The organism is Streptomyces sp. NPDC008001 (assembly GCF_042958085.1).
Taxonomy (GTDB): Bacteria; Actinomycetota; Actinomycetes; order Streptomycetales; family Streptomycetaceae; genus Streptomyces.
Genome location: NZ_JBIBIZ010000009.1, coordinates 241,538 through 267,475 on the forward strand (window position 1 = coordinate 241,538; position 25,938 = coordinate 267,475).

The window sequence follows — 25,938 nt, forward strand, 5'->3', positions numbered from 1 at the left end:
GCGGCGCAGCCCGGCGGTGCCGGGGTCCTCCGGACGGGTGGGCGCCAGGTCAAGGGCGCCCGCGCCCTTGGATCTGCCGCCACGGCGCGCAACCACCTGGGCACCGAGTCAAGGGTGCTCGCACGCACCCTTGAATCCGCCGCGACGGCGCGCAGCCACCGCGGCGCAGCCCGGCGGTGCCGTACGGGCTCAGCCCGGTCCGGCACCGCCGGTCGCCACCGTTGTGGCTGATCGCCGTCGCGGCGGGGTGAAGGGTGCGCGCCCGGCACCCTTCACCCCCCCGGCGTCGGGGGTAGCGTCAGCTGGTCGCCGCCGCCGCGTCGGCGGCCCGCGCCCGCAGCGCCCGTTCCACGCCCGAGCGGGACTCCAGTACCAGTCGCCGCAGGGCCGCGTTCGGCTCGGCCGAGGCCAGCCAGGCGTCCGTCGCGTCCAGGGTCTCCTGCGAGACGAGCAGCGCCGGGTACAGCCCGATCGCGATCTGCTGGGCGATCTCGTGGCTGCGGCTCTCCCACACCGGCTTGACCGCCGCGAAGTACTTCTCGGCGTAGGGCGCGAGCAGCTCCCGCTGGTCCGCCTGGACGAAGCCGCCGATGACGGCCTCCTGCACGGCATTGGGCAGGGCGGCCGACTCCACGACCGCCTTCCACGCGGCGTCCTTCGCCTCGGCGGTGGGCTGCGAGGCCCGCGCCGCCGCCGCGTACCGCTCGCCGGCCGACGTCCGGTCCCGCTCCAGCTCGGCCGCGATGGCGGACTCGCCGGCCCGGCCGGTCGCCGCGAGGCGGCCCAGCAGCGCCCAGCGCAGCTCGGTGTCGACGGCGAGGCCGTCGATCTTCTCGGTGCCGTCGAGGAGCCCCTGCAGCAGGTCGAGCTGCTCGTCCGTACGGGCCGTGGCGGCGAACGCCCGCGCCCACGCCAGCTGGTGGTCGCTGCCGGGCTCGGCGGACTTCAGGTGGGCGAGGGTCGCCTCGGTCCACTCGGCGAGGCCGGCCGGCCGCCACTCGGGGGCGGCGTACAGGTCGAGGGCCAGCTTGACCTGCCGCTGCAGCGACTGGACGACGCCGATGTCCGACTCCTTGGCGATGCCGGAGAGGACGAGCGCGAGGTAGTCGCGGGCGGCGAGCTCGCCGTCGCGCGTCATGTCCCAGGCGGAGGCCCAGCACAGGGCGCGCGGCAGGGACTCGGTGAAGTCGCCGAGGTGGGCGGTGACGGTCGCGAGCGACTGCTCGTCGAGGCGGACCTTGGCGTAGGACAGGTCGTCGTCGTTGAGGAGCACGACGGCCGGCCGGGCGGTGCCGACGAGCGCGTCGACGGGCGTCAGCTCGCCGTCGACGTCCAGCTCGATCCGCTCCTTGCGGACGAGCTTGCCGCCCTCCAGCTCGTACAGGCCGACGGCGATCCGGTGCGGCCGCAGCGTGGGCTCGCCCTTGGCGCCGGAGGGCAGGGCCGGGGCCTCCTGCCGGACGGCGAAGGAGGTGATGACGCCGTCCGCGCCGGTCTCGATCTCCGGGCGCAGGATGTTGATGCCGGCGGTCTCCAGCCACAGCTTCGACCAGGTGGTGAGGTCGCGGCCGGAGGTCTCCTCCAGCGCGCCGAGCAGGTCGGGGAGGCGGGTGTTGCCGAAGGCGTGCGCCTTGAAGTAGGCCTGCACGCCGCGGAAGAACGCGTCCTCACCCACATAGGCGACGAGCTGCTTCAGCACGGACGCGCCCTTGGCGTACGTGATGCCGTCGAAGTTGACGAGCACGTCGTCCAGGTCGCGGATCTCGGCCATGATCGGGTGGGTGGAGGGCAGCTGGTCCTGCCGGTACGCCCAGGTCTTCATGGAGTTCGCGAAGGTGGTCCACGCGTGCGGCCACCGCGAGCCCGGGGCCGAGGCCTGGCAGGCGATCGAGGTGAAGGTGGCGAACGACTCGTTCAGCCACAGGTCGTTCCACCACTCCATGGTGACCAGGTCGCCGAACCACATGTGGGCCAGCTCGTGGAGGATCGTCTCGGCGCGCCCCTCGTACGCGGCGTCCGTGACCTTCGAGCGGAAGACGTACTGGTCGCGGATGGTGACCGCGCCCGCGTTCTCCATCGCGCCCGCGTTGAACTCCGGCACGAACAGCTGGTCGTACTTCGGGAACGGGTACGCGTAGGCGAACTTCTCCTCGAACCAGTCGAAGCCCTGCCGCGTCACCTCGAAGATGTGGTCCGCGTCCAGGAACTCGGCCAGCGAGGGACGGCAGTAGATGCCCAGCGGGATGCTGCGGCCGTCCTTCTCGTACGTGCTGTGCACGCTGTGGTACGGGCCCGCGATCAGGGCCGTGATGTACGTGGAGATCCGCTGCGTCGGCGCGAAGCGCCACACGTTGTCGGCGGGCCGCTCGGGGGTCGGCGAGTTGGAGATGACCGTCCAGCCCTCGGGCGCCTTCACGGTGAACGTGAAGACGGCCTTCAGGTCGGGCTGCTCGAACGACGCGAAGACGCGCCGCGCGTCCGGCACCTCGAACTGCGTGTACAGGTAGGCCTGCTGGTCGACCGGGTCGACGAAGCGGTGCAGGCCCTCGCCCGTGTTGGTGTACGCGCAGTCCGCGACGACCTTCAGCTCGTTGCGGCCGGCCACCAGGCCGCGCAGCGCGATCCGGCTGTCCGCGAACACCTCGGCCGGGTCGAGCGCGGTCCCGTTCAGCACGACCTCGTGCACCGTGGGCGCCACCAGATCGATGAACGTCTCGCCCGCCTCGGCCGCGTCGAACCGCACCACGGTCTCGGAGCGGTAGGTGCCCCCCTCCTGCGCACCGGAGAGGTCGAGCTCGATCTCGTACGCGTCGACGGTCAGCAGACGGGCCCTCCGCTGCGCCTCTTCGCGGGTCAGATTCGTTCCAGGCACCTGGGCATCTCCTTAACTTCGCGACTTTCCGGCCATCCTTCCACGCCGGGTGCCCATGGCGCCCGTGCTGTTTTCGGGAAGCGAAACGACCGCGCCGCCCGGCCCCGAGGGGGACGGGCGGCGCGGCAGGGCCGGGGGAGGGGTCAGCCCTTGAGCTCGGCGGCGACCAGCTCCGCGATCTGCACGGCGTTGAGCGCCGCGCCCTTGCGGAGGTTGTCGTTGGAGAGGAAGAGCGCGAGGCCGTGCTCGGCGGTCTCGTCCTGGCGGATGCGGCCCACGTAGGAGGCGTCCTTGCCGGCCGCCTGCAGCGGGGTGGGGATCTCCGAGAGCTCGACGCCGGGGGCGCCCTTGAGCAGCTCGTACGCGCGCTCGACGCTGATCGGGCGCTCGAAGCGGGCGTTGACCTGCAGCGAGTGGCCGGAGAAGACGGGGACGCGGACACAGGTGCCGGAGACCTTGAGGCCCGGGATCTCCAGGATCTTCCGGGACTCGTTGCGGAGCTTCTGCTCCTCGTCGGTCTCGAAGCGGCCGTCGTCGACGATCGAGCCGGCCAGCGGGAGCACGTTGTACGCGATGGGGCGCTTGTAGACGCCGGGCTCGGGGAAGGCGACGGCCTCGCCGTCGTGGGTGAGCTCGGCGGCCCGCTCGCCGACCGCGCGGACCTGGCCGTCGAGCTCGGCGACGCCGGCGAGGCCCGAGCCGGAGACGGCCTGGTAGGTGGTGGCGATCAGGGCCGTCAGCCCCGCCTCCTCGTGCAGCGGGCGCAGCACGGGCATGGCGGCCATCGTGGTGCAGTTCGGGTTGGCGATGATGCCCTTGGGGCGGTCCTTGACCGCGTGCGGGTTGACCTCGGAGACGACCAGCGGGACCTCGGGGTCCATGCGCCAGGCGGAGGAGTTGTCGATCACGACGGCGCCCTGTCCGGCGACCTTCTCGGCCAGCGCCCGGGAGGTCGCGCCGCCGGCGGAGAAGAGCACGATGTCCAGGCCGGTGTAGTCGGCGGTCGAGGCGTCCTCGATCGTGATCTCCGTGTCCTGCCAGGGGAGGGTGGACCCGGCGGAGCGCGCCGAGGCGAACAGGCGCAGCTCGCTGACCGGGAACGCCCGGTCGGCAAGGATCTTGCGCATGACTCCGCCGACCTGCCCGGTGGCTCCGACGATTCCGATCCTCATGAGGGCTCCCTACTCATGTACATCACATGCAACATGCAACCTGCTGCCAGGGACGTCGCGCCTGGCACGACGGTTCCATCATGTGGTCACACCCGTACCAAAAGTCCAATCCTTTGACCGGTGTGCGGGACGGGGCGGGGAGCCACGGGAAATCTTCAGCCCAGGCGCAGGTCGGCCCGGACATCCTCCGGAAGGGTGGCGGAAGGGGTGCCGGCCGGGCCGGAGACCCGGACCCGGGCGGTCGCCGTCCCGCCGTCGCCCCGGCACACAAGGGTGTACGTCCCCGCGGCCGGGGCGGTGAGCGCGAAGCGGCCCTCGCCGTCGGTGACGGCGGCGACGTCGGGCAGCGGCCCGGGCCCGCCGGCGAAGGCCACGCGGGCGCCGGGAACGGGGGCGCCCGCGGCGTCGCGGACCGTGCCGCGGATCACGCCGGCGGGCGCGGGGGAGGTGCTCATGCGGCCGGGGCGTTCATGAGCGGTCGGGGGTCCATACGGATCGGGTCACGCCTTCCAGGCCACGAAGTTGTCGTAGACCGGCGTGGTGATCCGGGTCCCGGAGTTCACCCGGGCGCCGCCGTACGCGTGCACGGCGACTCCGAACCGGTCGTTGCCGGTGATCCGGTAGACGGAGCTGCCGCTCTGCCCGCCGAAGGTGTCGATGTCGTAGTACACCTTGCGCGGCCCCACCGAGTCGATGCGGCGCGCGTCGTACCAGAGCGTGGCGTAAGGCTTGTCGGCCGGATAGCCGGCGATGTTGCCGGTGACCTGCAGCAGGTCCGCGTCGGACCAGACGCCGAAGCCGAACCAGCCGGTCTGCGCGCCCAGGTCCGTGGACAGGACGATCGCGCCGTAGTCGTAGTTCTCGTCGCCGCCGGACGTCCAGCCGGTCACGGAGCGGAAGCTGGTGCTGACGACCGGGCCGTAGGGCGCCGTGCCGCCGTTGCGGCCGGGCCACACCTTGATGCTGCGGACCCAGCCGTCCCGCCCGGGCACCCCGCTGTTCTTGACGAAGACGACGTGCCCGGCGGTGGCGATCGTGTGCGGGCCGATGAACCAGCCGGTGCCGAGCCAGGCGCTGCCGTCGGCGGCCGTGATCTCCAGGAAGCAGTGCACCCGCCATGGATAGACGCCGGTGGTGGTGATCTGCACCCGGTCGTCCGGCCCGTGGACGGTCTCCGGGCCGGCCGGCGGCCCGAAGGAGGCCTCGCCGATGTCGGGGAGGGGGCCGCCGAAGGCGCTGCCGGCCTCGGGCGCCTCCGGCAGCCGGTAGCCCTCGATGGGCTCGGTGCCCGTGGCGCCGGCCGCCACGGGGGTGCCGTCCGCGCCGGTGCCGGGCGGCTGGGACACGGGCCGGCCGTCGGCGGGCAGCAGGTCCGCCGGGGGTTCGCTGGAGACGGGGGTGTGGGGGTCCTGTGGCATGGGCGGAACCGTCCCTTCGACGGCAAGGTCCGCAGACCGCATGGAACAGGGCATAAGCGCACTCTGCGCTCGAATCTCCTCCGGGAATCCGGGCCGCGGTAGGAGCGCGAAGGGGTGCGCGAACGGGCACTCGAAGCACGCAAGGGGCGGGCGCCCCTACCGCGCGCCCGCCCCTCCTCGTGTCGTGCGGCCCCGCTAGCCGACGACCTTCTCGATCTTCACGCTGCCGCTCCCCGCGACCGTCCCGGCCGCGTTGACCAGCTGCACGTCGCCGAAGAAGGAGCGCCCCTCGGGGGCCGCCCCGGCGACCACGACCTCGGCCGCGACCTGCGCGGACTGCCCGGCGCCGAGCTTGACCGCCGCGCCGCCGGCGACCCTGACCTCACCCAGCGAGGGCGCGAAGTAGACGTCGCGGTAGTCGTAGGCGGTCGAGCCCGAGGGCACCGAGTAGCCCGTGACCTCGATCGTGTACTCGCCCGCCGCCGGACCGGCCAGGCTCACGAGCTCGTCGGAGCCGCCGCTGGTGGAGGAGCCCACGGCCTTGCCGTCCTTGTAGACGGTCAGGTCCAGGTCGGCCTTGGGGTCCGCCGTGCCGCCGATCGCGGCGTCGAAGCGGGTGACGCCCGCCCCCAGCGTGACCTTGGTGACCTGCTTCTCGCCCTCCTTGATGACCGGCCGCGCGATCTTCGAGGAGCCGAGCTGCCCGCCCTTGAGCGTGCCCTCCAGCGCCGCGAAGCCGTTGACGGCCTTCCAGGAGACGGCGGCCGGGGTGCCGATCTTCGCCTCGGGGACGGTCTGCGTCGCCGGGTCGAAGGTGACGCCGAGCGCGGTGGCCGTCAGCGTGTACGGGTTGTCCAGCAGCGGCGACGTGCGCCGCGACTCGACCTCGACCTCCCAGACGCCCGGCAGCGGGTTGGCGTAGCTGCGCAGGTCGGGACGGCACTTGTTGGCCGGGTTCGAGTAGTTCGGGTAGCAGCTGACGGTGGAGGTGTCGTCGACCGGCACGCCATACGGGTTGATCGCGATGAACCGGGTCTGGCTGTCCTTGGCCAGGCCGCTCAGCGCGACCTCCAGCGTCCTGGCGCCCTTGGGCACGTTCAGGAAGTACGAGGTGGTGGCGTTGCGCACGGCCGTGGCGGTCTTCCTGACCACGTACGACGGCGCGGCGACCGGCTCCGCGGCGACGACGGTCGCGAGGACCTGCTTGTCGATGCCCTCGGTGCGGTCGTCGTCCACGGTGAGGATCGCGCTGTGCAGGCCGGCCGTCCTCGGCTTCGCCTTGACCTTGACGGTCACGGGCTGGTCGAGCGGCAGCTTGACCTCGTCGTCGCCCTCGACCTTGAAGGTGCCGTCGTTGTTGCGCCACTTCAGCTCGTGCCACAGGGCCTTGGCGGGCCCGGACGTGCGGGTGATCGTGACCTCGTACGTCCGGGTCTCGCCCGCCTTGAGCCCGCCCTCGCGGTCGTAGATGCCGGTGCCGTAGCCCGGGGTCTTGAGCGCGGAGGACAGCGCGGTGGAGACCGGGGCCTTCACGGTGTAGTCGTGGGCCGTGGCGTGGTGGCGCAGCGCCGCCCAGGCCTCGTTGATGTCGATGAGGCCCGCACCCTGCTCGTAGGCCTGCGCGCCCTTGATCTGCTTGGCGGTGCTGGTCAGCGCCGTGCGCAGGTCGGCCGGGGTGAGCTTCATGTGCTTCTGCTTGGCGGCCGAGATCAGCAGCGCGGAGGCACCGGCGGCCTGCGGGGAGGCCATCGAGGTGCCCTGCAGCATGCCGTAGCCGGGCGGCAGGCCGTAGCCGGCCTCCTTGACGGGGGCGCCCGGCTCCCAGGTCGGCGTGGTGTTGACCGAGGCGCCGGGGGCGGTGAGGGTCGGGGTGAAGCCGCCGTCCTCGCGCGGGCCGCGGGAGGAGAACGGCATCATCGCGTACTTGGTCCTCACCTCCGAGCCGTAGTTGGCGGCCCAGGTCTCCTTGGAGACGGACGCGCCGACGCTGATGACCTTGTCGGCCAGGCCGGGGTCGCCGATGGTGTTGGCGCCGGGGCCGCTGTTGCCCGCGGAGATCACGAGCTGGACGCCGTAGGTGTCGATCAGGCGCGTGTAGAGCTCGGAGCGGGCGTTGTTGCCGTCGTTGAGCGCGGGCAGGCCGCCGATCGACATGTTGACGATGTCGACGCCGTGGTTGACCACGAGGTCGATCATGCCCTCGGTGAGGGCGACGTTGGTGCAGCCGCCGCTCCAGGTGCAGGCCCGGGAGGAGACGAGCTTGGCGCCGGGCGCGGCGCCGTTCATCCTCCCGCCGAAGAGGCCGTTGGCCGCGGTGATGCCCGCGACGTGCGTGCCGTGCTCGGATTCGATGACGCCGATGCTGACGAAGTCGGCCTTCTTGCCGATCCAGTCGCCGCCCTTGGGGTCCATCGGCACGTCCTTGCGGATCTGCACGACGAACGGGATGCGCTCGGCGACCGGGGTCTTCGGGTCGTCCTTGCCGAAGTAGCCGACCTGGAAGCCGTCCTTGTACGGCTTGAGCTCCTCGTCATCGGTGAAGTCGCCGTCGTCGCCGAGGTCGACGCGGACGGTGCCCTTCGCCTTGTCGTAGAGGACCGCCCAGGAGTCGGTGGTGTCGCCGTCCCGGTTGAGGTCGCCCTTCATGTCGCCGCCGGCGGTGGCGTTCTCCCGGAAGAGGGCGACCTGGTAGGTGCCGTTGCCGGGGGCCTTGTAGGTGCGGCCGTTGAACGCGAAGGAGGGGCCGGTGACGTCGGACGTCATCGGCAGCCAGGTGCCGTCCTGGTCGGTGAGCGGGTCGGTCGCGGTGATCCAGTCGACGATCTTGCGCTCACCGGTGGTGGTCTTCTGCAGCGCCGGGTGGCCCAGGTCGATGCCCGAGTCGAGGATGCCGATGGTCACGCCGCGGCCGTCGGCCTCCGGGTGGTCCTCGGTGAAGTCCACGGCGCCGGTCTCGAAGGCCGGCTGGTAGGGGTTCTTCGCGGGGGTGTCCTTGCCCGGTCCCGGGTAGTTGCCCGCCTTGGCGCCCCGGGCGCTCCCGGCCGCGTCGGCGCGGGGCGTCGGGTCCGGCAGCTTGATCTCCTGCTTGAGGTCGATGCCGTGCACCGAGCGCAGCTTCTCCGCCTCGGCGATCGCGGCGTCGGCCTTGCCCGTGGGCACGGTGGCCCGGACGTAGCCCAGCTTGTCGTCGGTGCGGCCCACCGACGCGCCCTTGATGGCGCCGAGCCGGCCGGCGACCTGGCCGGTCTGCCCGGGCTCGGTGGCGATCATCATGGTGACCGTCTTGTCGCCGCCGGCCTTGGCGCCGGCGAGCAGGGCGGCGTCGTGCGAACCGAGCTTGTCCGCAGGGGACTTGACCGGGCCCGGGGCGGGCAGCGGGTCGTCGGCGAAGGCGGGCGCGGCGCCCGCCGCCGTGAGCGCGGCCACGAGGGAGGCCGCGACGGCTATTCGCACCGTGCGTCTGGCGCCGCCGGGGCGCGTGTTGCGGGATTCGGGGGTCATGACCGTCCCTGGCTGGAATTGACGTGAAGCGCCGCTGAACAGCGGACGTCCGGAAATCGGAGCCGGATGACCGATCACTTTTATGGAAGTGACGGGGGTTTGGGGAGAGTTGTCGGAGCGGGAAGGTAAGGATGGCGTAAACCCGCCAGGCGCCACTCGGGAGGAAGCGTGACGGAGGCCGTGAACCGGTCAGCGGCGTTACCGCAGCTCAGGGGCTGTAGGGCAAACGGACTACAGCACCGCACCCAGAAGCGGTCCGGTGTTCCCCCCGAGAGTGAACGCTGAGTGAGCGTCAGCCCGCCAGGGGACGAGTGCTGTATGTCCGTTCGCAATCGCCAAGATCGATGTGAGGTGATCGGCGGCGGCCGTTGCGGCCGCGTTCACGCCCAGGTCACCCCCACTGCCAACGATCCTCGGTAGGAAGGATCGCTGCCGGAAACGCTCCGCAGCCCGTAGCCCGCTCCAGCCCGCTTCGCGTTCGCACTCGGGGAGACCGTTATGCACCGCAGATCCGACAGATCCGCAGACGCCCGACTCGACCGCCGTGCGTTCCTCGCGGCAGCGGGGGCCGTGACCACCGCCACCGGCATCGGCCTGGCCCTGGGCTCCGATCCGGTGCCGGCCGCGGCGCAGCCGGCGGATCCGGGGCCGGGAGCGGCGACCGCCGCCTCCGCGGCCGCCGACGCGGCGTCCGTCTACGGCCCGAACGGCGCCGGCACCACCCTCACCTCGGTCGCCGCCCCGCGCGGCACCGGCGGCTACCGGCGGCTCGGCGACGGCCCGGGCTGGCCCCGGCAGGTGCGCTCCGACCTGGCCGAGCCGCAGCGCGGCCGCGAGGACCGGCGGACGACGCTCGCGTCCTTCGTGCAGTTCACCGACCTGCACCTGACGGACGTGCAGCACCCGCTGCGCTACGAGTTCTTCCGGGCGGGCGAGCCCGGCGCGTGGCGCCCGCACGAGGCGCTGACCCTGCCCGGCGTCGTCTCCCTGATCGAGCGCGTCAACCGGCTCCGGCACGGTCCGGCGACCGGCGCGCCGCTGTCCTTCGTCATCACCACCGGCGACAACGGCGACGAGAACGCCAAGATCGAGGTCGAGTGGTTCCTCACCGCCATGAGCGGCGGCCGCATGACCCCCAACACCGGTGACCCGCGCCACTACGAGGGCGTTCAGAACAGCGGTCTGAAGCTGTTCTGGCACCCCGAGAGCGCCGTGCGCGACCAGGACAAGCAGGCGGGCTACCCGCGGATCCCCGGCTACCTTGCCGCGGCCACCCGCCAGGTCAACAGCCCCGGCCTGAACATCCCCTGGTACTCCACCTACGGCAACCACGACGGCCTCTCCGGCGGCTGCTACCCGGCCGCGGGCACCTTCATCGCCGAGGCCGCGACGGGGAACAAGAAGCTCCAGATCGTCTCCGCGGAGCAGGCCAAGTGGCTGATGGAGGGCGAGTCCAAGGGCGCCGACCCCAAGGGCAAGCGCATAGAGGAACTGCTGAAGGCGCACAAGAAGGAGATGCGCACGGTCACCGCCGACCCCCGGCGGGTGCCGCTGACCGCCCGGCAGTACGTCGCCGCCCACCTCGACCCGCGCTACAAGGGCCGCGGCCCCGCCGGCCACGGCTACACCCGCGAGAACCTCGACTCCGGCGACCTCTACTACTCCTTCAAGATCTCCGACAAGGTCGTCGGCATCAGCCTCGACACCACCGACCCGGGCGGCCACTACCAGGGCTCGCTCGGCACCCGCCAACTGCGCTGGCTGGAAGACACCTTGCGGCGCTACTCCGACAAGTACGCGCTCGTCTTCAGCCACCACCCCAGCTGGAGCATGGACAACCTCAACCCCGACCCCGGCCGGCCCGGCGAGGACCGCCACGACGGCAACGAGCTCATCGCCGTCCTGCAGGGCCACAACAACGTCCTCGCCTGGATCAACGGCCACAGCCACCGCAACCGGATCCGCCCCCGCGGCACGTTCTGGGAGATCGCCACCGCCTCGCACGTCGACTACCCGCAGCTCGCACGGGTCATCGAGGTCACGGACAACCACGACGGGACGGTCTCGCTCTTCACCACCCTCGTCGAGTCGGCCGCCCCCTACCGCACCGACTTCGGCGACCTCTCCCAGACCGGCCTCGCCTCCCTCTACCGCGAGCTCGCCTTCAACGCCCCGGGGTCCGACACCTCGCTCGCCGGCGCGCCCGCCGACCGCAACACCGAGCTGCTGCTGTCCCGGCGCTGAGGCGGCCGGGCCCCGGCGGTCACCGGGGCAGCACCACCAGATACGCGGCAGGGTCGCGGTCGGCCGACGCCATCAGGGCGGTACGGACCACCGCGGCCTGCTGCTGCGGCGCATCGCGCAGCTTCTTCGGGGTGACGTGCACGACCATGATCCCGAGCCGCTCCAGGTGCTCCCGCTTGCGGAACTGCGCCGACCACACGGCGTCGTCGTCCTGCCGGGGCGTCCGCGAGTCGATCTCCACGGCCACGCTGTGCTCGGGCCAGAACGCGTCCACCCGGCCCAGGTGCGGACCGCCCGGCAGCCGCAGGTCCACGTTCCACAGCGGGGCGGGCAGCCGGTGGTCGCGCACCATGTCGTAGAGCCTGCCCTCGGCGACGGCCCGGCCCTCGGCCAGCAGCGTGTCCACCGCGTCCACCACGTGCGCCCGCCCCAGCAGCCGGGCCCGCGTCAACTCCTGGACCACGGCGGCCGCTTCGCAGTGCCCGCCGCGCACCGCCTCGGCCAGCAGCCGGCGCACCGTCGAGGCGTCGGTGAGCTGCCCGACGGCGTCCGCGACCGCCCGGGCGACCGGCGCCACGGGCACCCCCGTCACCGTCTCCGGGCGTGGCAGGGCGTGCGAGCGGACGAACCGGACGAAGCCGGACGGCCGCAGCCGGCGGGTGCGCGGCACGAGCACGTCGATGTGGTCGAGGGCCAGCAGCGGGGGCACGGACGTGAAGCGGTACAGGGCCAGCGCCGCCGCCCCGGTGATCATCGCGGGGCCGTACGGGCCGGCCGCCGCCTCCCGGGCCGCGGCGGTCGCGGTGCCAGGGCCCGGCTGGGCGGGCGGGCCCTGGGTGCGCGGCACCGTGTACAGCAGGGCGGCGTGCAGCCGCTCCTCGCTGGTGGCGGGCCCCGTGCGGAGCAGGAAGACGCCGGGCAGCAGCTGCTGCCACGGCCCGCCGGGGCGGCAGCGCTCCCCGGCGGCGGGTCCGGACACACCGTGGTCGCGCAGCTGACGTGCTGTCATGACACGGTGACGGACGTCGGAGAGGTGATGCAGGGGGCGCGGGGAGAGAGGGGTGTCGGAGTTCATGCCCGGCAGGTTCCCGCGTCCGTGGGGGACCTTCACCCGGTGTTACAGCCCCGTCGACATTTCCGGACAACGCTGCCCTAAAGTACGGGCGTTCGAGGCTCGAAGGGTCCACCGACCCGAGCGGTCCTTCCCCGTCCCGGGCAGGGCTTCGCCCTTCACTCCCGGGCAGCGCCGGGTTTCTTGTCCGCCGCAACGGCGAGAAGCCCACGTCGACCTGTCCGGCGGTGCCGAACGCAGCTCAGCGGACGGGAACGCCCCGGCCGCGGGATCACCCCGCGGCCGGACCGTACCCGGTAGGCCGTGGACCTAGTCCGCGGCGCCGTCGCACTCCTGCGCCCGCAGCGCACGCGCGAGATCGTCCCGGGCCTCCAGCACGAGCCGCCGCAGCGCCGCGGGTGCGTCCGCGTGCTCCGCGAGCCACGTGTCGGCTGCACCGAGGGTGCGGGAGTCGTCCTGCAGCGCCGGGAAGAGCCCCCGCACGACGGCCATCGCGTACTCGATGGACCGCTCCTGCCAGATGCCCTCGATCACCGCGAAGTAGCGGGCGGCGTACGGCGCGAGCAGCTCGCGCTGGCCCGGCTGGTCGAAGCCCGCGATCGTGGCCTCGGCCAGGGCGTTGGAGAGCCGGTCGGAGCCGACGACCGCCTCCCAGGCCTCCTCCTTGACCTCGGCGGACGGCCGGGAGGCCAGGCAGCGCACGCGGTGCCGCTCGCCCGAGGCGGTGCGGTCCCGGGCCAGCTCCGCCGCGACGGCCTCCTCGCCGGCCGCGCCCCGGGCGGTCAGCGCGGCCAGGAACGCCCAGCGCAGCTCCTGGTCCACCTCCAGCCCGTCGATCCGCGCGGAGCCGTCCAGCAGGCCGCGCAGCAGCTGCAGGTCGGCGTCGGCCGTGGCCAGCTGGGCGAAGAAGCGCGCCCACGCCAGCTGGTGGCCGCTGCCCGGCTCGGCGGCCCGCAGCTCGCGCAGCGCGCCGCCGGCGAGCTCCCGCCCGCCCTGCGCGCGCCACGCGGGCGACGCGTAGTGCACGAGGGCGGACCGCGCCCACGCCTGCAGCATCTGCAGCACGCCGACCTCGGTCTCGGCGCCCGCGAACCGCTCCACGAGGCCCACGAAGTCCCGGGCCGGCATCAGCCCGTCGCGCGTGAGGTTCCACAGCGCCGACCAGCACAGGGCGCGCGCGAGCGGGTCCACGATGTCGCCCAGGTGCGCCCGCAGCGTCTCCAGGGAGACCTCGTCGAAGCGGACCTTGCAGTAGGTGAGGTCCTCGTCGTTGACCAGGATCAGCTCCGGGCGCTCGGCCCCGGCCAGCTCGGTCACGACCGTGCGCGGCCCGGCGACGTCCGCCTCGGCGCCGGCGTAGCGCACGAGCGCGCCGTCCTCCTCCCGGCGGCGGTAGAGGCCGACGGCCACCCGGTGCGGGCGCAGCTCGGGGTGCTCGGCCGAGGCCTCCTGCACCACCGCGAGCTCCGTGATCCGGCCGGCGGCGTCGTACGTGGCGAGCGGCGTGAGCGAGTTGACGCCCGCCGTCTGCAGCCAGGACCGGGACCACGCCGCCATGTCCCGGCCCGACGTCTCCTCCAGCACCTCCAGCAGGTCGGTCAGCCGCGTGTTGCCGAAGGCGTGCCGCTTGAAGTAGCGCCGGGCGCCCTCCAGGAAGGCCTCCCGCCCCGCGTAGGCGACGAGCTGCTTGAGGACCGAGGCGCCCTTGGCGTACGTGATGCCGTCGAAGTTGAGCTTGGCCTCCTCCAGGTCGTGGATGTCGGCCGTGACGGGGTGCGTGGAGGGCAGCTGGTCGGCGCGGTACGCCCAGGCCTTGCGGCGGTTGGCGAAGGTGATCCAGCCGTTGTCGAAGCGGGTGGCCTCCACCATCGAGAAGGTGCCCATGAAGTCCGCGAAGGACTCCTTCAGCCACAGGTCGTCCCACCACTCCATGGTGACCAGGTCGCCGAACCACATGTGCGCCATCTCGTGCAGGATGACGTTGGCCCGGCCCTCGTAGGAGGTCTGCGTCACCTTGCCGCGGAAGACGAACTCCTCGCGGAAGGTCACCAGGCCCGGGTTCTCCATCGCGCCGAGGTTGTACTCGGGCACGAACGCCTGGTCGTACTTCCCGAACGGGTACGGGTAGTCGAAGTTGTCGTGGAAGAAGTCCAGGCCCTGCTTGGTGACGGTGAAGACGTCGTCCGCGTCGAAGTGCCGGGCCAGGCCCTTGCGGCAGAGCGCGGCCAGCGGGATCTCCAGGACGGAGCCGTCGGGCAGCTTGCGGCTGTAGTGGTCGCGGACCACGTGGTACGGGCCGGCGAGGACCGCCGTGATGTACGTGGAGATCGGCAGCGTCTCCGCGAACCGCCAGGTGGCGGCGTCCGGCCCGACGGGCTCGGGCTCGCCGGCCTGCGCGCCGTTGCCCAGCACCGTCCAGCCGGCCGGGGCGGTCACCGTGAGCGAGAACGGCGCCTTCAGGTCGGGCTGCTCGAAGTTCGCGAAGACGCGGCGGGCGTCGGCGGGCTCGTACTGGGTGTAGAGGTAGACCTCGCCGTCCTCGGGGTCCTCGAAGCGGTGCAGGCCCTCGCCGGTCCGGCTGTACGCGCACTGCGCGTCGACGACCAGCACGTTCTCGGCGGCCAGGCCGTCCAGCGCGATCCGCGAGCCGTCGAAGACGGCGGCCGGGTCCAGCGCGCGGCCGTTCAGCGTGACGGCCGTGACGGCCGGCGCCAGCAGGTCCGCGAAGGTCGCCGCGCCGGGCTCGGCGCAGCGGAAGCGCACGGTCGTCACCGAGCGGAACGTGCGGTGGTCCTGCCCCGCGCCCATCGCGGACCGCAGGTCGAGCGCCACCTCGTAGGCGTCGACCGCCAGCAGCCGGGCCCGTTCGCGGGCCTCCTCGCGGGTCAGGTTCTCACCGGGCACGTCGGGACTCCTTCGGCTGGAGGGGGTTATCGGGCAACAGCGGAATCATGGCACGGGGTGTGTTTGTTGAAACGGCCACTGACCTGCTCGCCCGAGGAGACCCGCGTGACCGCTGTGGAGAACAAGACCCCCGCCGACTTCTGGTTCGACCCGCTCTGCCCCTGGGCCTGGATGACCTCGCGCTGGATGCTGGAGGTCGAGAAGGTCCGCCCCGTCGAGGTGCGGTGGCACGTGATGAGCCTCGCCGTCCTCAACGAGGACAAGCTCGACACGATGGACGAGCAGATGCGCGCGTTCATGCGGACCGAGGCCTGGGGCCCGGTGCGGGTGTGCATCGCGGCCGCCGTCAAGCACGGCGAGGACGTCCTCGGCCCCCTGTACACCGCCCTCGGCACCCGCTTCCACAACCAGGGACTGCCGCGCGACCACGAGACGATCGTCGCCGCTCTGGAGGAGGCCGGCCTGCCCGCGGAGCTCGCGGACGTCGCCCGGTCGGACGCCTTCGACGCCGAGCTGCGCGCCTCGCACGAGGAGGGCATCTCGAAGGTCGGCCAGGACGTCGGCACGCCGGTTATCGCCGTGCCGGGCGCCGACGGCGAGCAGATCGCCTTCTTCGGCCCGGTCGTCACCCCCGCCCCGAAGGGCGAGGCGGCGGCGCGGCTGTGGGACGGCACGCTGATGGTGGCGTCGACGCCGGGCTTCTACGAGATCAAGCGGACCCGCACGCAGGGTCCGGTCTTCGACTGAGTGCGGCTGTGCCCCGTAAGGGGCGCGGGGAACTGTGCGCGACCAGCCACGGACGGCCCGCAGTCGCACGACCTGGCGGTGCCGGAACCGGCCGACGCGCGCGGGGCCCCCTTCTCCCTTAATGTCCCCGTATGGGGCAGACCGAAGTCACGTCGCCGATCGGCTGGGACGGCGGTCGGGCGGACGCGGACGCACCGCTCGCGAACCGGTTCGCCGAGCGGCCCGTACAGCCGTACGACCTGCTGCTGCGGGCGTACGGGCAGGTCCTGGCCGGGGTGCGGTCCGCCCTGGGGCTGCGCCGGGCGGCCGGCGCCCTGCGCCACTACCTGCGCGGCACCGGCGCCCCGTACCGCGTGGACGCGGACGCACTGCTGGCCCTTCCGGCCGTGCGCTCCGCGGCCGACGCGCAGCTGGACCGCTGGCGCGCCGAGGCGCTGGAGCGGTGGCGCGGCGGCCCCGGCACGGCCGCCGCGTACCCCGCGGACAGCGGCCGGCGCGAGGTGGGGCTCTCGCCGGCGTGGGGGAGCGTGGACTGGTGGCTGGCGCTGCGCGCGTTCGAGTACCGGCTGACGGGCACCGTACGGGTCGCCGCCGACGGGACGGCCTCGGCCGACTACCGCTTCGCGGTGCTCACGCGCTGGGACGCGGGGCGGCTCGCCCGGCTGCACGACGTGGGGCTCGCGAAGGAGTTCACGGTGACGGGCGAGGCGTTCGGCCACGCATGAGAACAAGCATGAGTGCACGCATGCGCGCACTCATAAGCGAAGGCCCCCGCGGACGCAGGGGCCTTCGCCGCCTGCCGCGTGAAGGGTGAGAAGACGATCACGAGCAGGACACCGGGGGCGTTCCCTACGGAACGAGCAGCAGGTTGCCGCGCTGCTTGGCGGCCTCGAAGCGCTTGGCGACGTCCTGCCAGTTGACGACGGCCCACATGGCGTCGATGAAGTCGACCTTCTGGTTCTTGTACTGCAGGTAGAAGGCGTGCTCCCAGGCGTCGAAGACCAGGATCGGGACGGAGCCCTGGCCGACGTTGCCCTGGTGGTCGTAGACCTGCTCGACGATCAGCTTGCCGCTGACCGGCTCGTAGGCGAGGACGCCCCAGCCGGAGCCCTGCGTGGTGGCCGCGGCCTTGGTCAGCTGCGCCTTGAACTTGGCGAAGGAGCCGAAGGACTCGGCGATGGCGTCCGCGAGCTCGCCCACGCCGTCCTTGTCCAGAGGCTCGCCGCCGCCGTCGCCGGACATGTTCTGCCAGTAGATGCTGTGCAGGATGTGGCCGGAGAGATGGAAGGCCAGGTTCTTCTCGAGGCCGTTGATGGCGCCCCACTGGTCCTTGTCACGGGCCTCGGCGAGCTGCTCCAGGGTGTCGTTCGCGCCCTTGACGTACGCCGCGTGGTGCTTGTCGTGGTGCAGCTCGATGATCTTCGCGTCGATCGTCGGCTGCAGCGCAGCGTAATCGTAGGGAAGTTCAGGAAGTGTGTAGATGGCCATGCCGAGCCCTCCGACTTATTGCAATTAACTTGCAAGTAGACGCTACCAGCAAGAGCATCTGACGCGCCGTAAGGGGGAGGCCCTCCCGGTGGATCTCCGACTAAAGACCGAGGCGGGCTAGGTCCTGGAGATCAGGACCCGGCCCGCCTCGTGGGGGGTGGGGTGGTGGCCGGAGGGCGGCGGGGCCGCCGCGGTTCAGTGCTTCGCGGCCGTCACGCGCTGGCGCAGGTAGCCGATGAGGGCGAGGGCGCCCGTGAGCCCGGCCGTGAAGTACAGCTGCACGCGGGTGTCCTGCTCGCGCAGCATCAGGGCCAGGACGCCCACGATGCCGAGCAGGGCCACCCAGGTCAGCCCCGGGAAGAGCCACATCTTCACGACGAGCTTCTCCGGCGCCGTCCGCTCCAGCTGCCGGCGCATCCGCAGCTGGGTGACGGCGATGAAGCCCCACACCACGAGCACCGCGGCGCCCGTCATGTACAGCAGCCACTTGAAGACCGTGTCCGGCCACCAGTAGCTGAGCAGGACGGCGAAGAAGCCGAAGGCGGAGGAGGCGATCACGGTCAGCCGCGGCACGCCGCCGCTGACCTTGGCCAGGAACCGCGGGCCCTCGCCGCGCGTGACCAGGGAGTGCGACATCCGGGAGGCGCCGTAGATGTTGGCGTTCATGGCGGAGAGCAGGGCGACCAGCACGATCACGTTCATGATCTGCCCGGCGGCCGGGATGTCCAGGTACTTCAGCACCGCCACGTACGGGCCGTCCGTCAGGAGCGACTTGTCGTTCCAGGGCAGGACGGTGACGACGACCAGCATCGAGCCGACGTAGAAGAGCGCGATCCGCCACATCGCCGTGCGGACGGCCTGGGCGACGCCCTTGACCGGCTGCTCGGACTCGGCGGCCGCGATCGTCACCGTCTCCAGGCCGCCGTAGGCGAAGACCGAGGCGAGGAGGCCGACGACCAGGCCGTTGGCGCCGTTGGGGAGGAATCCGCCGTGGCCGGTGAGGTTGTCGCCGCCCGGGGCCTCGGTGCCCGGCAGCACGCCCAGGATGGCCAGGACGCCCAGGACGAGGAAGATGCCGATCGCGGCGACCTTGAGCGTCGCGAACCAGAACTCGAACTCGCCGAAGTTGCTGACCGCCGCGAGGTTCGTCCCGCAGAAGACGGCCATGAATATCAGCACCCACATCCACGAGGCCGTGGAGGGGAACCAGGACTGCATGATGTGCGCCGCGCCGATCGCCTCGACGGCGATGCCGACGCAGAGCTCGACCCAGAACATCCAGCCCGCTGTGAAGCCCGCCCACGGGCCGATCGCCTTCTCGGCGTGCACGGAGAAGGTGCCCGAGGCCGGGTTGGCCGCGGCCATCTCGCCCAGCATCCGCATCACGAGCATCACGAGCAGCCCGGAGGCCGCGTACGCGAGCACGATCGCCGGACCGGCGGCGGCGATGCCCGCGCCGGAACCGACGAAGAGGCCGGCCCCGATGACCCCGCCGAGGGCGATCATCGACAGGTGGCGCTGCTTGAGGCCGTGCGACAGGTCCGTGCCGCCCGGCGTCTGGCCATTGACCGCGCGCTCGGGCGCGGAGGTCGCAGAAGTCCGAGTCATGGTCGTGTGTGTCCCGTGGGGTGAGAGCGGAAAAGTTGCCTCAGTGTGGGGGTCATGTTCGCTCAGGACAACACCTATGACAGAGCTGTCCGATATTCAGACCATGGAATGACTGTCCGTGCCTGACATCTCGCCAGAAGGCGAAGAAAACGAGCCGCCCACGGCGGATGATCAGCCTGCGCGGCGCAGCCGGAGCTCGCGCACCCAGGCCACCGCGAGCACGGCGCCGGTCGCCGCGGCCGACCACAGCAGCTGCGGACGGGCCCCCTCGTCGGTGATCATCAGCACCAGCACACCGGCCATCCCGGCCAGCGCGACCCAGGTCAGATAGGGGAACGCCCACATCTTCAGGGCCAGGCGCTCCGGCATCTCGCGCTCGATGCGGCGCCGCAGCCGCAGCTGCGAGACGGCGATCAGACCCCAGACGAAGAGCAGGACAGCGCCGACGGCGTTCAGCAAGTACCGGAAGATCGAATCCGGCCACTCCAGATTGAGTATCACCGAGGCGAAACCGAACGCCACCGAGGCCGCCACCGCCCGGCGCGGCACCCCGCCGCCCGACACCTTCAGCAGCGCCCGCGGCGCCTCGCCGCGCTCGGCGAGCGAGAAGACCATCCGCGACGAGCCGTAGAGGTTGGCGTTGAGCGCGGACAGCAGGGCCACGAACACCACGACGTTCATGATCTGGCCGGCGCCCGGGATGCCGATGTGGTCGAGCACCGCCACGTACGGGCTCTTGCCCGGCTGCATCGACGACCAGGGGAGCAGGGTCACGATGACGAGCATCGAGCCCACGTAGAAGAAGAGGATGCGCCACACGGCGCTGCGCACCGCACGGCCCACCGCGCGCGCCGGGTCGTCGGACTCGGCCGCGGCGATCGTGACGACCTCCAGGCCGCCGAAGGCGAAGACGACCGCGAGGACGCCGGAGACGACGCCGCTGACGCCGTTGGGCAGGAAGCCGCCGTGGCCGGTGAGGTTGGAGAGGCCCACGGCCTCGGTGTCCGGCAGCACGCCGAAGATCGCCAGCAGGCTCAGCGCCAGGAAGAGGACGATCGCCCCGACCTTGAGCGCGGCGAACCAGAACTCGAACTCGCCGAAGTTCTTCACCGCGGAGAGGTTGGCGGCCGTGAAGACCACCATGAAGATCAGCACCCAGGCCCACTGCGGGACGCCCGGCACCCAGCCGTTCGCGATCTGTGCCGCGCCCGTCGCCTCCACGGCCAGCACGACCACCAGCAGGAACCAGTACAGCCAGCCGACCGTGAAGCCGGCCCAGCGGCCCAGCGCCCGCTCGGCGTGCACCGAGAACGCGCCCGAGGCGGGCATCGCGGCGGACATCTCGCCGAGCATCCGCATCACCAGCATCGCGAGCGCGCCCGCGATCAGGTACGACACGATGATGCCCGGGCCCGCGACGGCGATGCCGGCCCCGGAACCGACGAACAGGCCGGCGCCGATGACGCCGCCCAGTCCGAGCATCGTCAGGTGCCGCTGCTTGAGCCCGGCCGACAGGGGTTCTTTCTCGGCCGCGAGGGAATCGGCGGCGGGGGGTGCGTCGTGCATGGGCTCGTACTCTCGGTCCGCGCGAAGAGCGCTGGGGATCTTCGCGCAAGGCGCAAAGAGGTATAGGTGACTCCACATTCTCCCGGCAAGGTGCTCCGAGCCAAGCCTCGCCGGTCCCCAGTGACAAGCATCACGCGGAAAACGGGCCGCGCCGGGAACCTCGCTGGGAAGTCTCCAAGCCGTACGGCCTGCCTTTGTCATTGCCGTGCGATGCCCGCCCGGGCGCGCTCGGCTAACGTCGCACAGTCACTGCTTGTCCCACCCATTGTCCCCACCATTTACCTGCGGAGTGAAGATGGCCACCGCTGCTGCCTCTGTTCCCCGGACCGGTACGGTCCTCGCCGATCTGCTCCCCGCCTCCACCGCCGGGCGTGCCCGCGTGCGCGACGCGGCCCTGGTCCTGGGCGGCGCCGCCCTCACCGGTCTCACGGCCCAGATCGCCGTGCCGGTCCCCGGCTCCCCGGTCCCGGTCACGGGCCAGACCTTCGCGGCCCTCCTGGTCGGCACCGCCCTCGGCGCCCGCCGCGGCTTCCTCTCGCTCGCCCTGTACGCCGTCGCGGGCGTCGCGGGCATGCCCTGGTTCGCCGAGGCCCGCTCCGGCGCCGCCTTCCCCTCCTTCGGCTACGTCCTCGGCATGCTCCTCGCCGCGACCGTCGCCGGCGCCCTCGCCCGCCGCGGCGCCGACCGCTCCGCCCTGCGCACCGCGGGCACGATGGCCCTCGGCACGGGCATCATCTACGCGGTCGGCGTGCCGTACCTGGCCCTGGCCGTGCACATGCCCCTCACGGAGGCCGTGGCGGCCGGTCTGACGCCGTTCCTCATCGGCGACGTCCTCAAGGCCGCACTGGCCATGGGCGCGCTGCCCACGGCGTGGAAGCTCCTGGGGCGCCGGGGCTAGTCCTCCCCCTTACACACGAAGCGGCCCGCGTCTCCGGAAGGGAGACGCGGGCCGCTTCGTGTGTGCGAGGTGCTTGCCGCTAGCGACCGGCGACCCGGCGCCTGCGGTCCAGGACCAGGCCGATGGCCAGGACCACGCCGCCCACGAGCGTCGAGAGCAGGACCTGCTCCCGGTTGTCGCCGCCGTCGACCACCATGTAGCCCAGCACGAACACGATCATGGCGATGGTGGCCCAGGTGAGGTACGGGAAGAGCCACATCCGGACGACGAGCTTCTCCGGCATCTCGCGCAGGATGACACCGCGCATCTTCAGCTGCGTGATGCAGATGACCAGCCAGACGAAGAGCGCGACCGCACCCGACGAGTTCAGCAGGAACTTGAAGACGGTGTCGGGCCACAGGTAGTTGAAGCCCACCGACAGGAACCCGAAGATCACCGAGCCCAGGATCGCCGCCTGCGGCACGCCGCGGGAGGTCGTCTTGGCGAAGGCCTTCGGCGCGTCGCCGCGCTGGCCGAGGGAGAAGGCCATGCGGGAAGCGGTGTACAGGCCCGAGTTCAGGCAGGACAGCACGGCCGTCAGCACGATGACGTTCATGATCTGGCCGGCGTGCGGGATGCCGATCGAGTCGAGCGCCGCGACGTAGCTGCCCTTGTCGGCGATCTCCTTGGAGTCCCACGGGAGCAGGGAGACCACGACGAGGATCGAGCCCAGGTAGAAGACGCCGATCCGCCAGATGACGCTGTTGGTGGCCTTCGTCACGGCGCGCTGCGGGTCCTCGGACTCACCGGCGGCCAGGGTGACGATCTCGCTGCCCATGAAGGAGAAGACGACCATCAGCACACCGGTGAGGATGGCGCCGGGCCCGTTCGGCAGGAAGCCGCCGTGCGAGGTGAGCAGGTCGAAGCCGTGGCCGGGGTTGTCGGAGCCGGGCAGCACGCCGAAGACGGCGAGCAGACCGATGATCACGAAACCGGCGATCGCCACGACCTTGATGCCGGCGAACCAGAACTCGAACTCACCGTACGAGCTGACCGAGGCCAGGTTGGTGGCGGTGAGGACCAGCATCACGATCAGGGCCCAGCCCCACTGGGGCACGCCGGGCACCCAGCCGTGGAGGATCTTGGCACCCGCGGTCGCCTCGACCGCCAGCACCACGACCCAGAAGAACCAGTAGAGCCAGCCGATGGTGAAACCGGCCCAGCGGCCCAGCGCCCGGTCCGCGTAGGCGGAGAACGACCCGGAGGTCGGATTGGCCGCGGCCATCTCGCCGAGCATCCGCATCACGAAGACGACCATCGCGCCGACGAGCGCGTAGGAGATCAGGATGCCGGGGCCGGCGGCGGCGATGCCGGAGGCGGAACCCACGAACAGGCCCGCTCCGATGACACCGCCAATGGCGATCATGGACAGGTGGCGGTTCTTGAGCCCGGCCTTGAGGCCGTCCCCGCCCGCCTCCGGGGCGTGGCCGGGATCGCCGGTCGTCGACCCCTTCGTCATGGTCGGCGGTGTCGCACTCATGTGCACGTTCCTTCGGGTTGTTCCTTAGGTTCTCGGGTTACGAGTGACCGCATTAGAACTTTTCAAAGGTGTCTTTAGGAAGACCCGAATCCATTTCGTTGTGTTCACTCAGCGTTACATCTCCCCTCCTGACGAAACGCCGCTCCGCGGCATGCCACACTCGGACGCATGCGCGTGTACCTCGGCTCCGACCATGCCGGCTACGAACTCAAGAACCACCTCGTCGAGTGGCTCAAGGCCCACGGCCACGAGCCCGTCGACTGCGGTCCCCACATCTACGACGCCCAGGACGACTACCCGCCGTTCTGCCTCCGCGCCGCGGAGCGGACCGCCGCGGACGCGGACAGCCTCGGCATCGTGATCGGCGGCTCCGGCAACGGCGAGCAGATCGCCGCGAACAAGGTGAAGGGCGTCCGGGCCGCCCTGGCCTGGAGCGAGCAGACGGCCGCGCTCGGCCGCGAGCACAACGACGCCAACGTCATCAGCATCGGCGGCCGGATGCACACGCAGGAAGAGGCGACGAAGTTCGTCGAGATCTTCCTGGCCACGCCGTACTCGGGTGAGGAGCGGCACACCCGCCGCATCGAGATGCTGGCCCGCTACGAGACGACGGGCGAGCTCCCGGAGATCCCGGCGCACCACCCGCAGCAGTAATCCCGGCCGTCCCGGCCCGGCCCGCCCGCTCCCGGTGACCGGGCGGGCGGGTCCCGCCGCGCGCAGCGGCGGGGCAGCCCGGTCGGCCCGCAGCCGAAAGCGACCCCGTCCGGAGGACATCTCCATGCCCGAAGGGCATACGATCCACCGCCTCGCGGCGGACCACAACCGTGCCTTCGGGGAGCGCCCGGTCCGGGCGACCAGCCCCCAGGGCAAGTTCTCCGACGGCGCCGCCCTCGTCGACGGCCGCGTCCTCGAAACCGCCGAAGCCCACGGCAAACACCTCTTCCTCGGCTTCGGCGACGCCTGGATCCACATTCACCTGGGTCTCTTCGGGAAGTACGCCCTCGGCGGCGGCCCCGTGCCGCCGCCGACCGACACGGTCCGCCTCCGCCTCACGACCCCGGACGCGTACGCGGACCTGCGCGGCCCCACCACCTGCGCCCTGATCACCGGCGCCGAGAAGCAGGCGATACACGACCGCCTCGGCCCCGACCCGCTGCGCCCCGGCGACGACCCCGGCAAGGCCTGGCAGCGGATCTCCCGCAGCCGCACCAGCATCGCCGCCCTGCTCATGGACCAGAAGGTCGTCGCGGGCGTCGGCAACGTCTACCGCGCCGAAGTCCTCTTCCGGCACGGCATCGACCCCTACCGCGCGGGCCGCGACCTCACCCGCTCCGAATGGGACGGGATCTGGGCCGATCTGGCAGCGCTGATGCGCGAGGGCGTGCGGAACAACAGGATCGACACCGTGCGGCCCGAGCACACGCCCGAGGCCATGGGCCGCCCCCCGCGCGTGGACGACCACGGCGGCGAGGTCTACGTCTACCGCCGGGCCGCCATGCCCTGCCACATCTGCGGCGACGAGATCCGCACGGCCGGTCTCGCCGCCCGCAACCTCTTCTGGTGCGCGGGCTGCCAGCAGCGCTGACAGCCCCGCAGCACCCCCGGCGGGAAGACGGGAAGGGACGTCAGAACGGGAAGGGACGTCAGAAGCCGTGCGGCAGCCACGGCGCCACGTCGCTGCCGAAGGCCGCCGCCGCCTCCTCCAGCGCACCCTCGCGCAGCTCCCGCACCCGGCCCGCCCCCGCCAGCGCGGCCAGGGACACCCCGCCCAGGTAGGCCGAGCCCAGCTCCCGCACGGACAGGGCCAGATCGGCCGCGTCCTCCGTGCGCTCGCACGACGCGCCCTTCGGGTCGCCCGTCAGCCGCCACCGCCCCGCGTTCCAGGGGCAGAAGTCGTCGGCCACCTCCAGCACCACGTCCACCGCACTGCGGTACGTCCGCGCGGCGAGCGCCGCCCCCACGTCCACCAGCCGTACGTGCAGCGAGTCCTTGACCCGTGGCTCGCACCGCCGGATGTCGCTGACCAGGTGCAGCAGCGGATCGTCCACGGGCCGGTCGTGTGCCGTGACCCAGGAGGTGAGGTCCAGCTCCGTCAGCCAGCGCCACAGGGCGGCGTACGCGGTGGGGGTCAGCGCCTCCACGTCGCGCACCTGCACCGTCCCGTTCGCCACCGAATCCGTCCAGTCGGGCCGCACGGCATAGCGGGCGTACCCCACCGTCCGCCCGTCCTCCTCGGCCAGCACGCACTGCAGCGGCGAGGCGCCCTCGCGGTTGCCCGCGGGGTCCAGCACGGGCAGCGCCTCCCAGCCCGGCTGCCGCGCGAGCATGCCCGGCCGGGCGGCGACCCGGCGTGCGTAGACCGTCTCGCAGGCGTCGCGTGCTTCACCGGGCTCCGACAAGCGCAGCCGCACCCCCTCCGTGCCCGGCGGGACGGACAACCGCACCCGGGAGGTATCGATACGGACGCTCACGGAGTGGGTCGCGATGCCGTAGCCGAACCGCCCGTAGATCTCCGGCTCGGAAGCCGTCAGCACGGCCAGCGGCTCACCCCAGGCCCGTACGTCGTCCAGCTGCCGCCGCATCATCTGCCGCAACACGCCCCGCCTGCGGTGCGTCGGCCGCACGCCCACCATCGTCACCCCGGCGGCGGGAACCCGTTCCCCGCCCGGAACCGTGATCCGGAAGGCGAACGCCCCGGTCGTCCCCACGGCCGCGGGGCCGTCCCAGACCCCGAGCGCCCGCCCGGGACTGAGCAGTTCACGCCACAGGGCGACTTCCTCGGGGGCCTCGGGGACACCGCCGAACGCCAGCTCCAGGGAGGCGTACCAGGTGGCGAAATCGGCATCGCGCAGGACTCGCAACTCCGTCGTCATGCCCCCATCCCTAGCAGCGATCCGGGCCCGCACGCGAAGGAATTTCGCATATGGGG

18 protein-coding genes are annotated in these 25,938 nt (G+C 71.9%); 6 read left to right on the forward strand and 12 right to left on the reverse strand.

Going from position 1 to position 25,938, the window contains the following annotated elements:
• Nucleotides 1–298: 298 nt before the first annotated feature.
• From pepN (ACFZCD_RS24865) to ACFZCD_RS24885, 5 genes are all read right to left on the reverse strand, one after another.
• Entirely contained in the window at nt 299–2,872 is a 2,574-nt protein-coding gene (gene pepN, locus ACFZCD_RS24865; RefSeq protein ID WP_391834410.1) for an aminopeptidase N, read from the reverse strand.
• Nucleotides 2,873–3,015: 143 nt separating this feature from the next.
• Nucleotides 3,016–4,044, reverse strand: a complete 1,029-nt coding sequence (locus ACFZCD_RS24870) for an aspartate-semialdehyde dehydrogenase (protein WP_391834412.1) — start codon at nt 4,042–4,044, stop codon at nt 3,016–3,018.
• A gap of 155 nt (nt 4,045–4,199) precedes the next feature.
• Nucleotides 4,200–4,499, reverse strand: a complete 300-nt coding sequence (locus tag ACFZCD_RS24875) for a carboxypeptidase-like regulatory domain-containing protein (RefSeq protein WP_391834414.1) — start codon at nt 4,497–4,499, stop codon at nt 4,200–4,202.
• 45 nt (nt 4,500–4,544) lie between these two features.
• Nucleotides 4,545–5,462, reverse strand: a complete 918-nt coding sequence (locus ACFZCD_RS24880; protein ID WP_391834416.1) for a trypsin-like serine peptidase — start codon at nt 5,460–5,462, stop codon at nt 4,545–4,547.
• Between the two features lie 195 nt (nt 5,463–5,657).
• Entirely contained in the window at nt 5,658–8,963 is a 3,306-nt protein-coding gene (locus tag ACFZCD_RS24885) for a S8 family serine peptidase (protein ID WP_391834418.1), read from the reverse strand.
• Nucleotides 8,964–9,461: 498 nt separating this feature from the next.
• On the opposite strand from ACFZCD_RS24885, the gene ACFZCD_RS24890 reads away from it, so the two are divergent.
• Nucleotides 9,462–11,207 carry a TIGR03767 family metallophosphoesterase gene (locus tag ACFZCD_RS24890; RefSeq protein WP_391834420.1) on the forward strand — a complete coding sequence of 582 codons (1,746 nt, stop codon included), beginning with the start codon at nt 9,462–9,464 and terminating at the stop codon, nt 11,205–11,207.
• 19 nt (nt 11,208–11,226) lie between these two features.
• Here ACFZCD_RS24890 and ACFZCD_RS24895 read toward each other — a convergent pair whose 3' ends face one another.
• Together ACFZCD_RS24895 and pepN (ACFZCD_RS24900) are read right to left on the reverse strand one after the other, a co-directional pair.
• On the reverse strand, nt 11,227–12,282 hold the full coding sequence (locus tag ACFZCD_RS24895; protein WP_391834421.1) for a hypothetical protein: 1,056 nt from the start codon (nt 12,280–12,282) through the stop codon (nt 11,227–11,229).
• Between the two features lie 306 nt (nt 12,283–12,588).
• Nucleotides 12,589–15,183, reverse strand: coding sequence for an aminopeptidase N (pepN, locus tag ACFZCD_RS24900; protein WP_391834423.1), 2,595 nt, complete (start codon nt 15,181–15,183; stop codon nt 12,589–12,591).
• Nucleotides 15,184–15,288: 105 nt separating this feature from the next.
• Here pepN (ACFZCD_RS24900) and ACFZCD_RS24905 point away from each other — a divergent pair, with 105 nt between their 5' ends.
• Together ACFZCD_RS24905 and ACFZCD_RS24910 are read left to right on the forward strand one after the other, a co-directional pair.
• The gene (locus ACFZCD_RS24905) at nt 15,289–15,930 is read left to right on the forward strand and encodes a DsbA family protein (RefSeq protein ID WP_391834425.1); all 642 of its coding nucleotides are present in this window, start codon (nt 15,289–15,291) and stop codon (nt 15,928–15,930) included.
• Nucleotides 15,931–16,061: 131 nt separating this feature from the next.
• On the forward strand, nt 16,062–16,655 hold the full coding sequence (locus tag ACFZCD_RS24910; RefSeq protein WP_391834427.1) for a hypothetical protein: 594 nt from the start codon (nt 16,062–16,064) through the stop codon (nt 16,653–16,655).
• A gap of 124 nt (nt 16,656–16,779) precedes the next feature.
• Here ACFZCD_RS24910 and ACFZCD_RS24915 read toward each other — a convergent pair whose 3' ends face one another.
• The 3 genes from ACFZCD_RS24915 to ACFZCD_RS24925 all read right to left on the reverse strand — a co-directional run bounded on the left by ACFZCD_RS24915 (nt 16,780) and on the right by ACFZCD_RS24925 (nt 20,592).
• Nucleotides 16,780–17,418 carry a superoxide dismutase gene (locus ACFZCD_RS24915; RefSeq protein ID WP_391834429.1) on the reverse strand — a complete coding sequence of 213 codons (639 nt, stop codon included), beginning with the start codon at nt 17,416–17,418 and terminating at the stop codon, nt 16,780–16,782.
• A 195-nt stretch (nt 17,419–17,613) separates the two neighbouring features.
• The gene (locus tag ACFZCD_RS24920) at nt 17,614–19,026 is read right to left on the reverse strand and encodes an amino acid permease (protein WP_391834431.1); all 1,413 of its coding nucleotides are present in this window, start codon (nt 19,024–19,026) and stop codon (nt 17,614–17,616) included.
• Between the two features lie 171 nt (nt 19,027–19,197).
• Nucleotides 19,198–20,592: an amino acid permease gene (locus ACFZCD_RS24925; protein ID WP_391834433.1), complete on the reverse strand. Its 1,395-nt coding sequence runs from the start codon at nt 20,590–20,592 to the stop codon at nt 19,198–19,200.
• A gap of 295 nt (nt 20,593–20,887) precedes the next feature.
• Between ACFZCD_RS24925 and ACFZCD_RS24930 the strand changes: the two genes are divergently transcribed.
• Nucleotides 20,888–21,490, forward strand: a complete 603-nt coding sequence (locus ACFZCD_RS24930; protein WP_391834435.1) for a biotin transporter BioY — start codon at nt 20,888–20,890, stop codon at nt 21,488–21,490.
• Nucleotides 21,491–21,569: 79 nt separating this feature from the next.
• Here the strand turns inward: ACFZCD_RS24930 and ACFZCD_RS24935 are convergent, their stop codons facing one another.
• Nucleotides 21,570–22,988 (reverse strand): amino acid permease, encoded by a 1,419-nt coding sequence (locus ACFZCD_RS24935; protein WP_391834848.1) that lies wholly within the window; start codon nt 22,986–22,988, stop codon nt 21,570–21,572.
• A gap of 189 nt (nt 22,989–23,177) precedes the next feature.
• On the opposite strand from ACFZCD_RS24935, the gene ACFZCD_RS24940 reads away from it, so the two are divergent.
• Together ACFZCD_RS24940 and ACFZCD_RS24945 are read left to right on the forward strand one after the other, a co-directional pair.
• On the forward strand, nt 23,178–23,663 hold the full coding sequence (locus tag ACFZCD_RS24940; RefSeq protein ID WP_391834437.1) for a ribose-5-phosphate isomerase: 486 nt from the start codon (nt 23,178–23,180) through the stop codon (nt 23,661–23,663).
• A 124-nt stretch (nt 23,664–23,787) separates the two neighbouring features.
• Nucleotides 23,788–24,594, forward strand: a complete 807-nt coding sequence (locus ACFZCD_RS24945; protein WP_391834439.1) for an Fpg/Nei family DNA glycosylase — start codon at nt 23,788–23,790, stop codon at nt 24,592–24,594.
• A 58-nt stretch (nt 24,595–24,652) separates the two neighbouring features.
• Here the strand turns inward: ACFZCD_RS24945 and ACFZCD_RS24950 are convergent, their stop codons facing one another.
• The gene (locus ACFZCD_RS24950; protein ID WP_391834441.1) at nt 24,653–25,882 is read right to left on the reverse strand and encodes a GNAT family N-acetyltransferase; all 1,230 of its coding nucleotides are present in this window, start codon (nt 25,880–25,882) and stop codon (nt 24,653–24,655) included.
• Nucleotides 25,883–25,938: the final 56 nt, after the last annotated feature.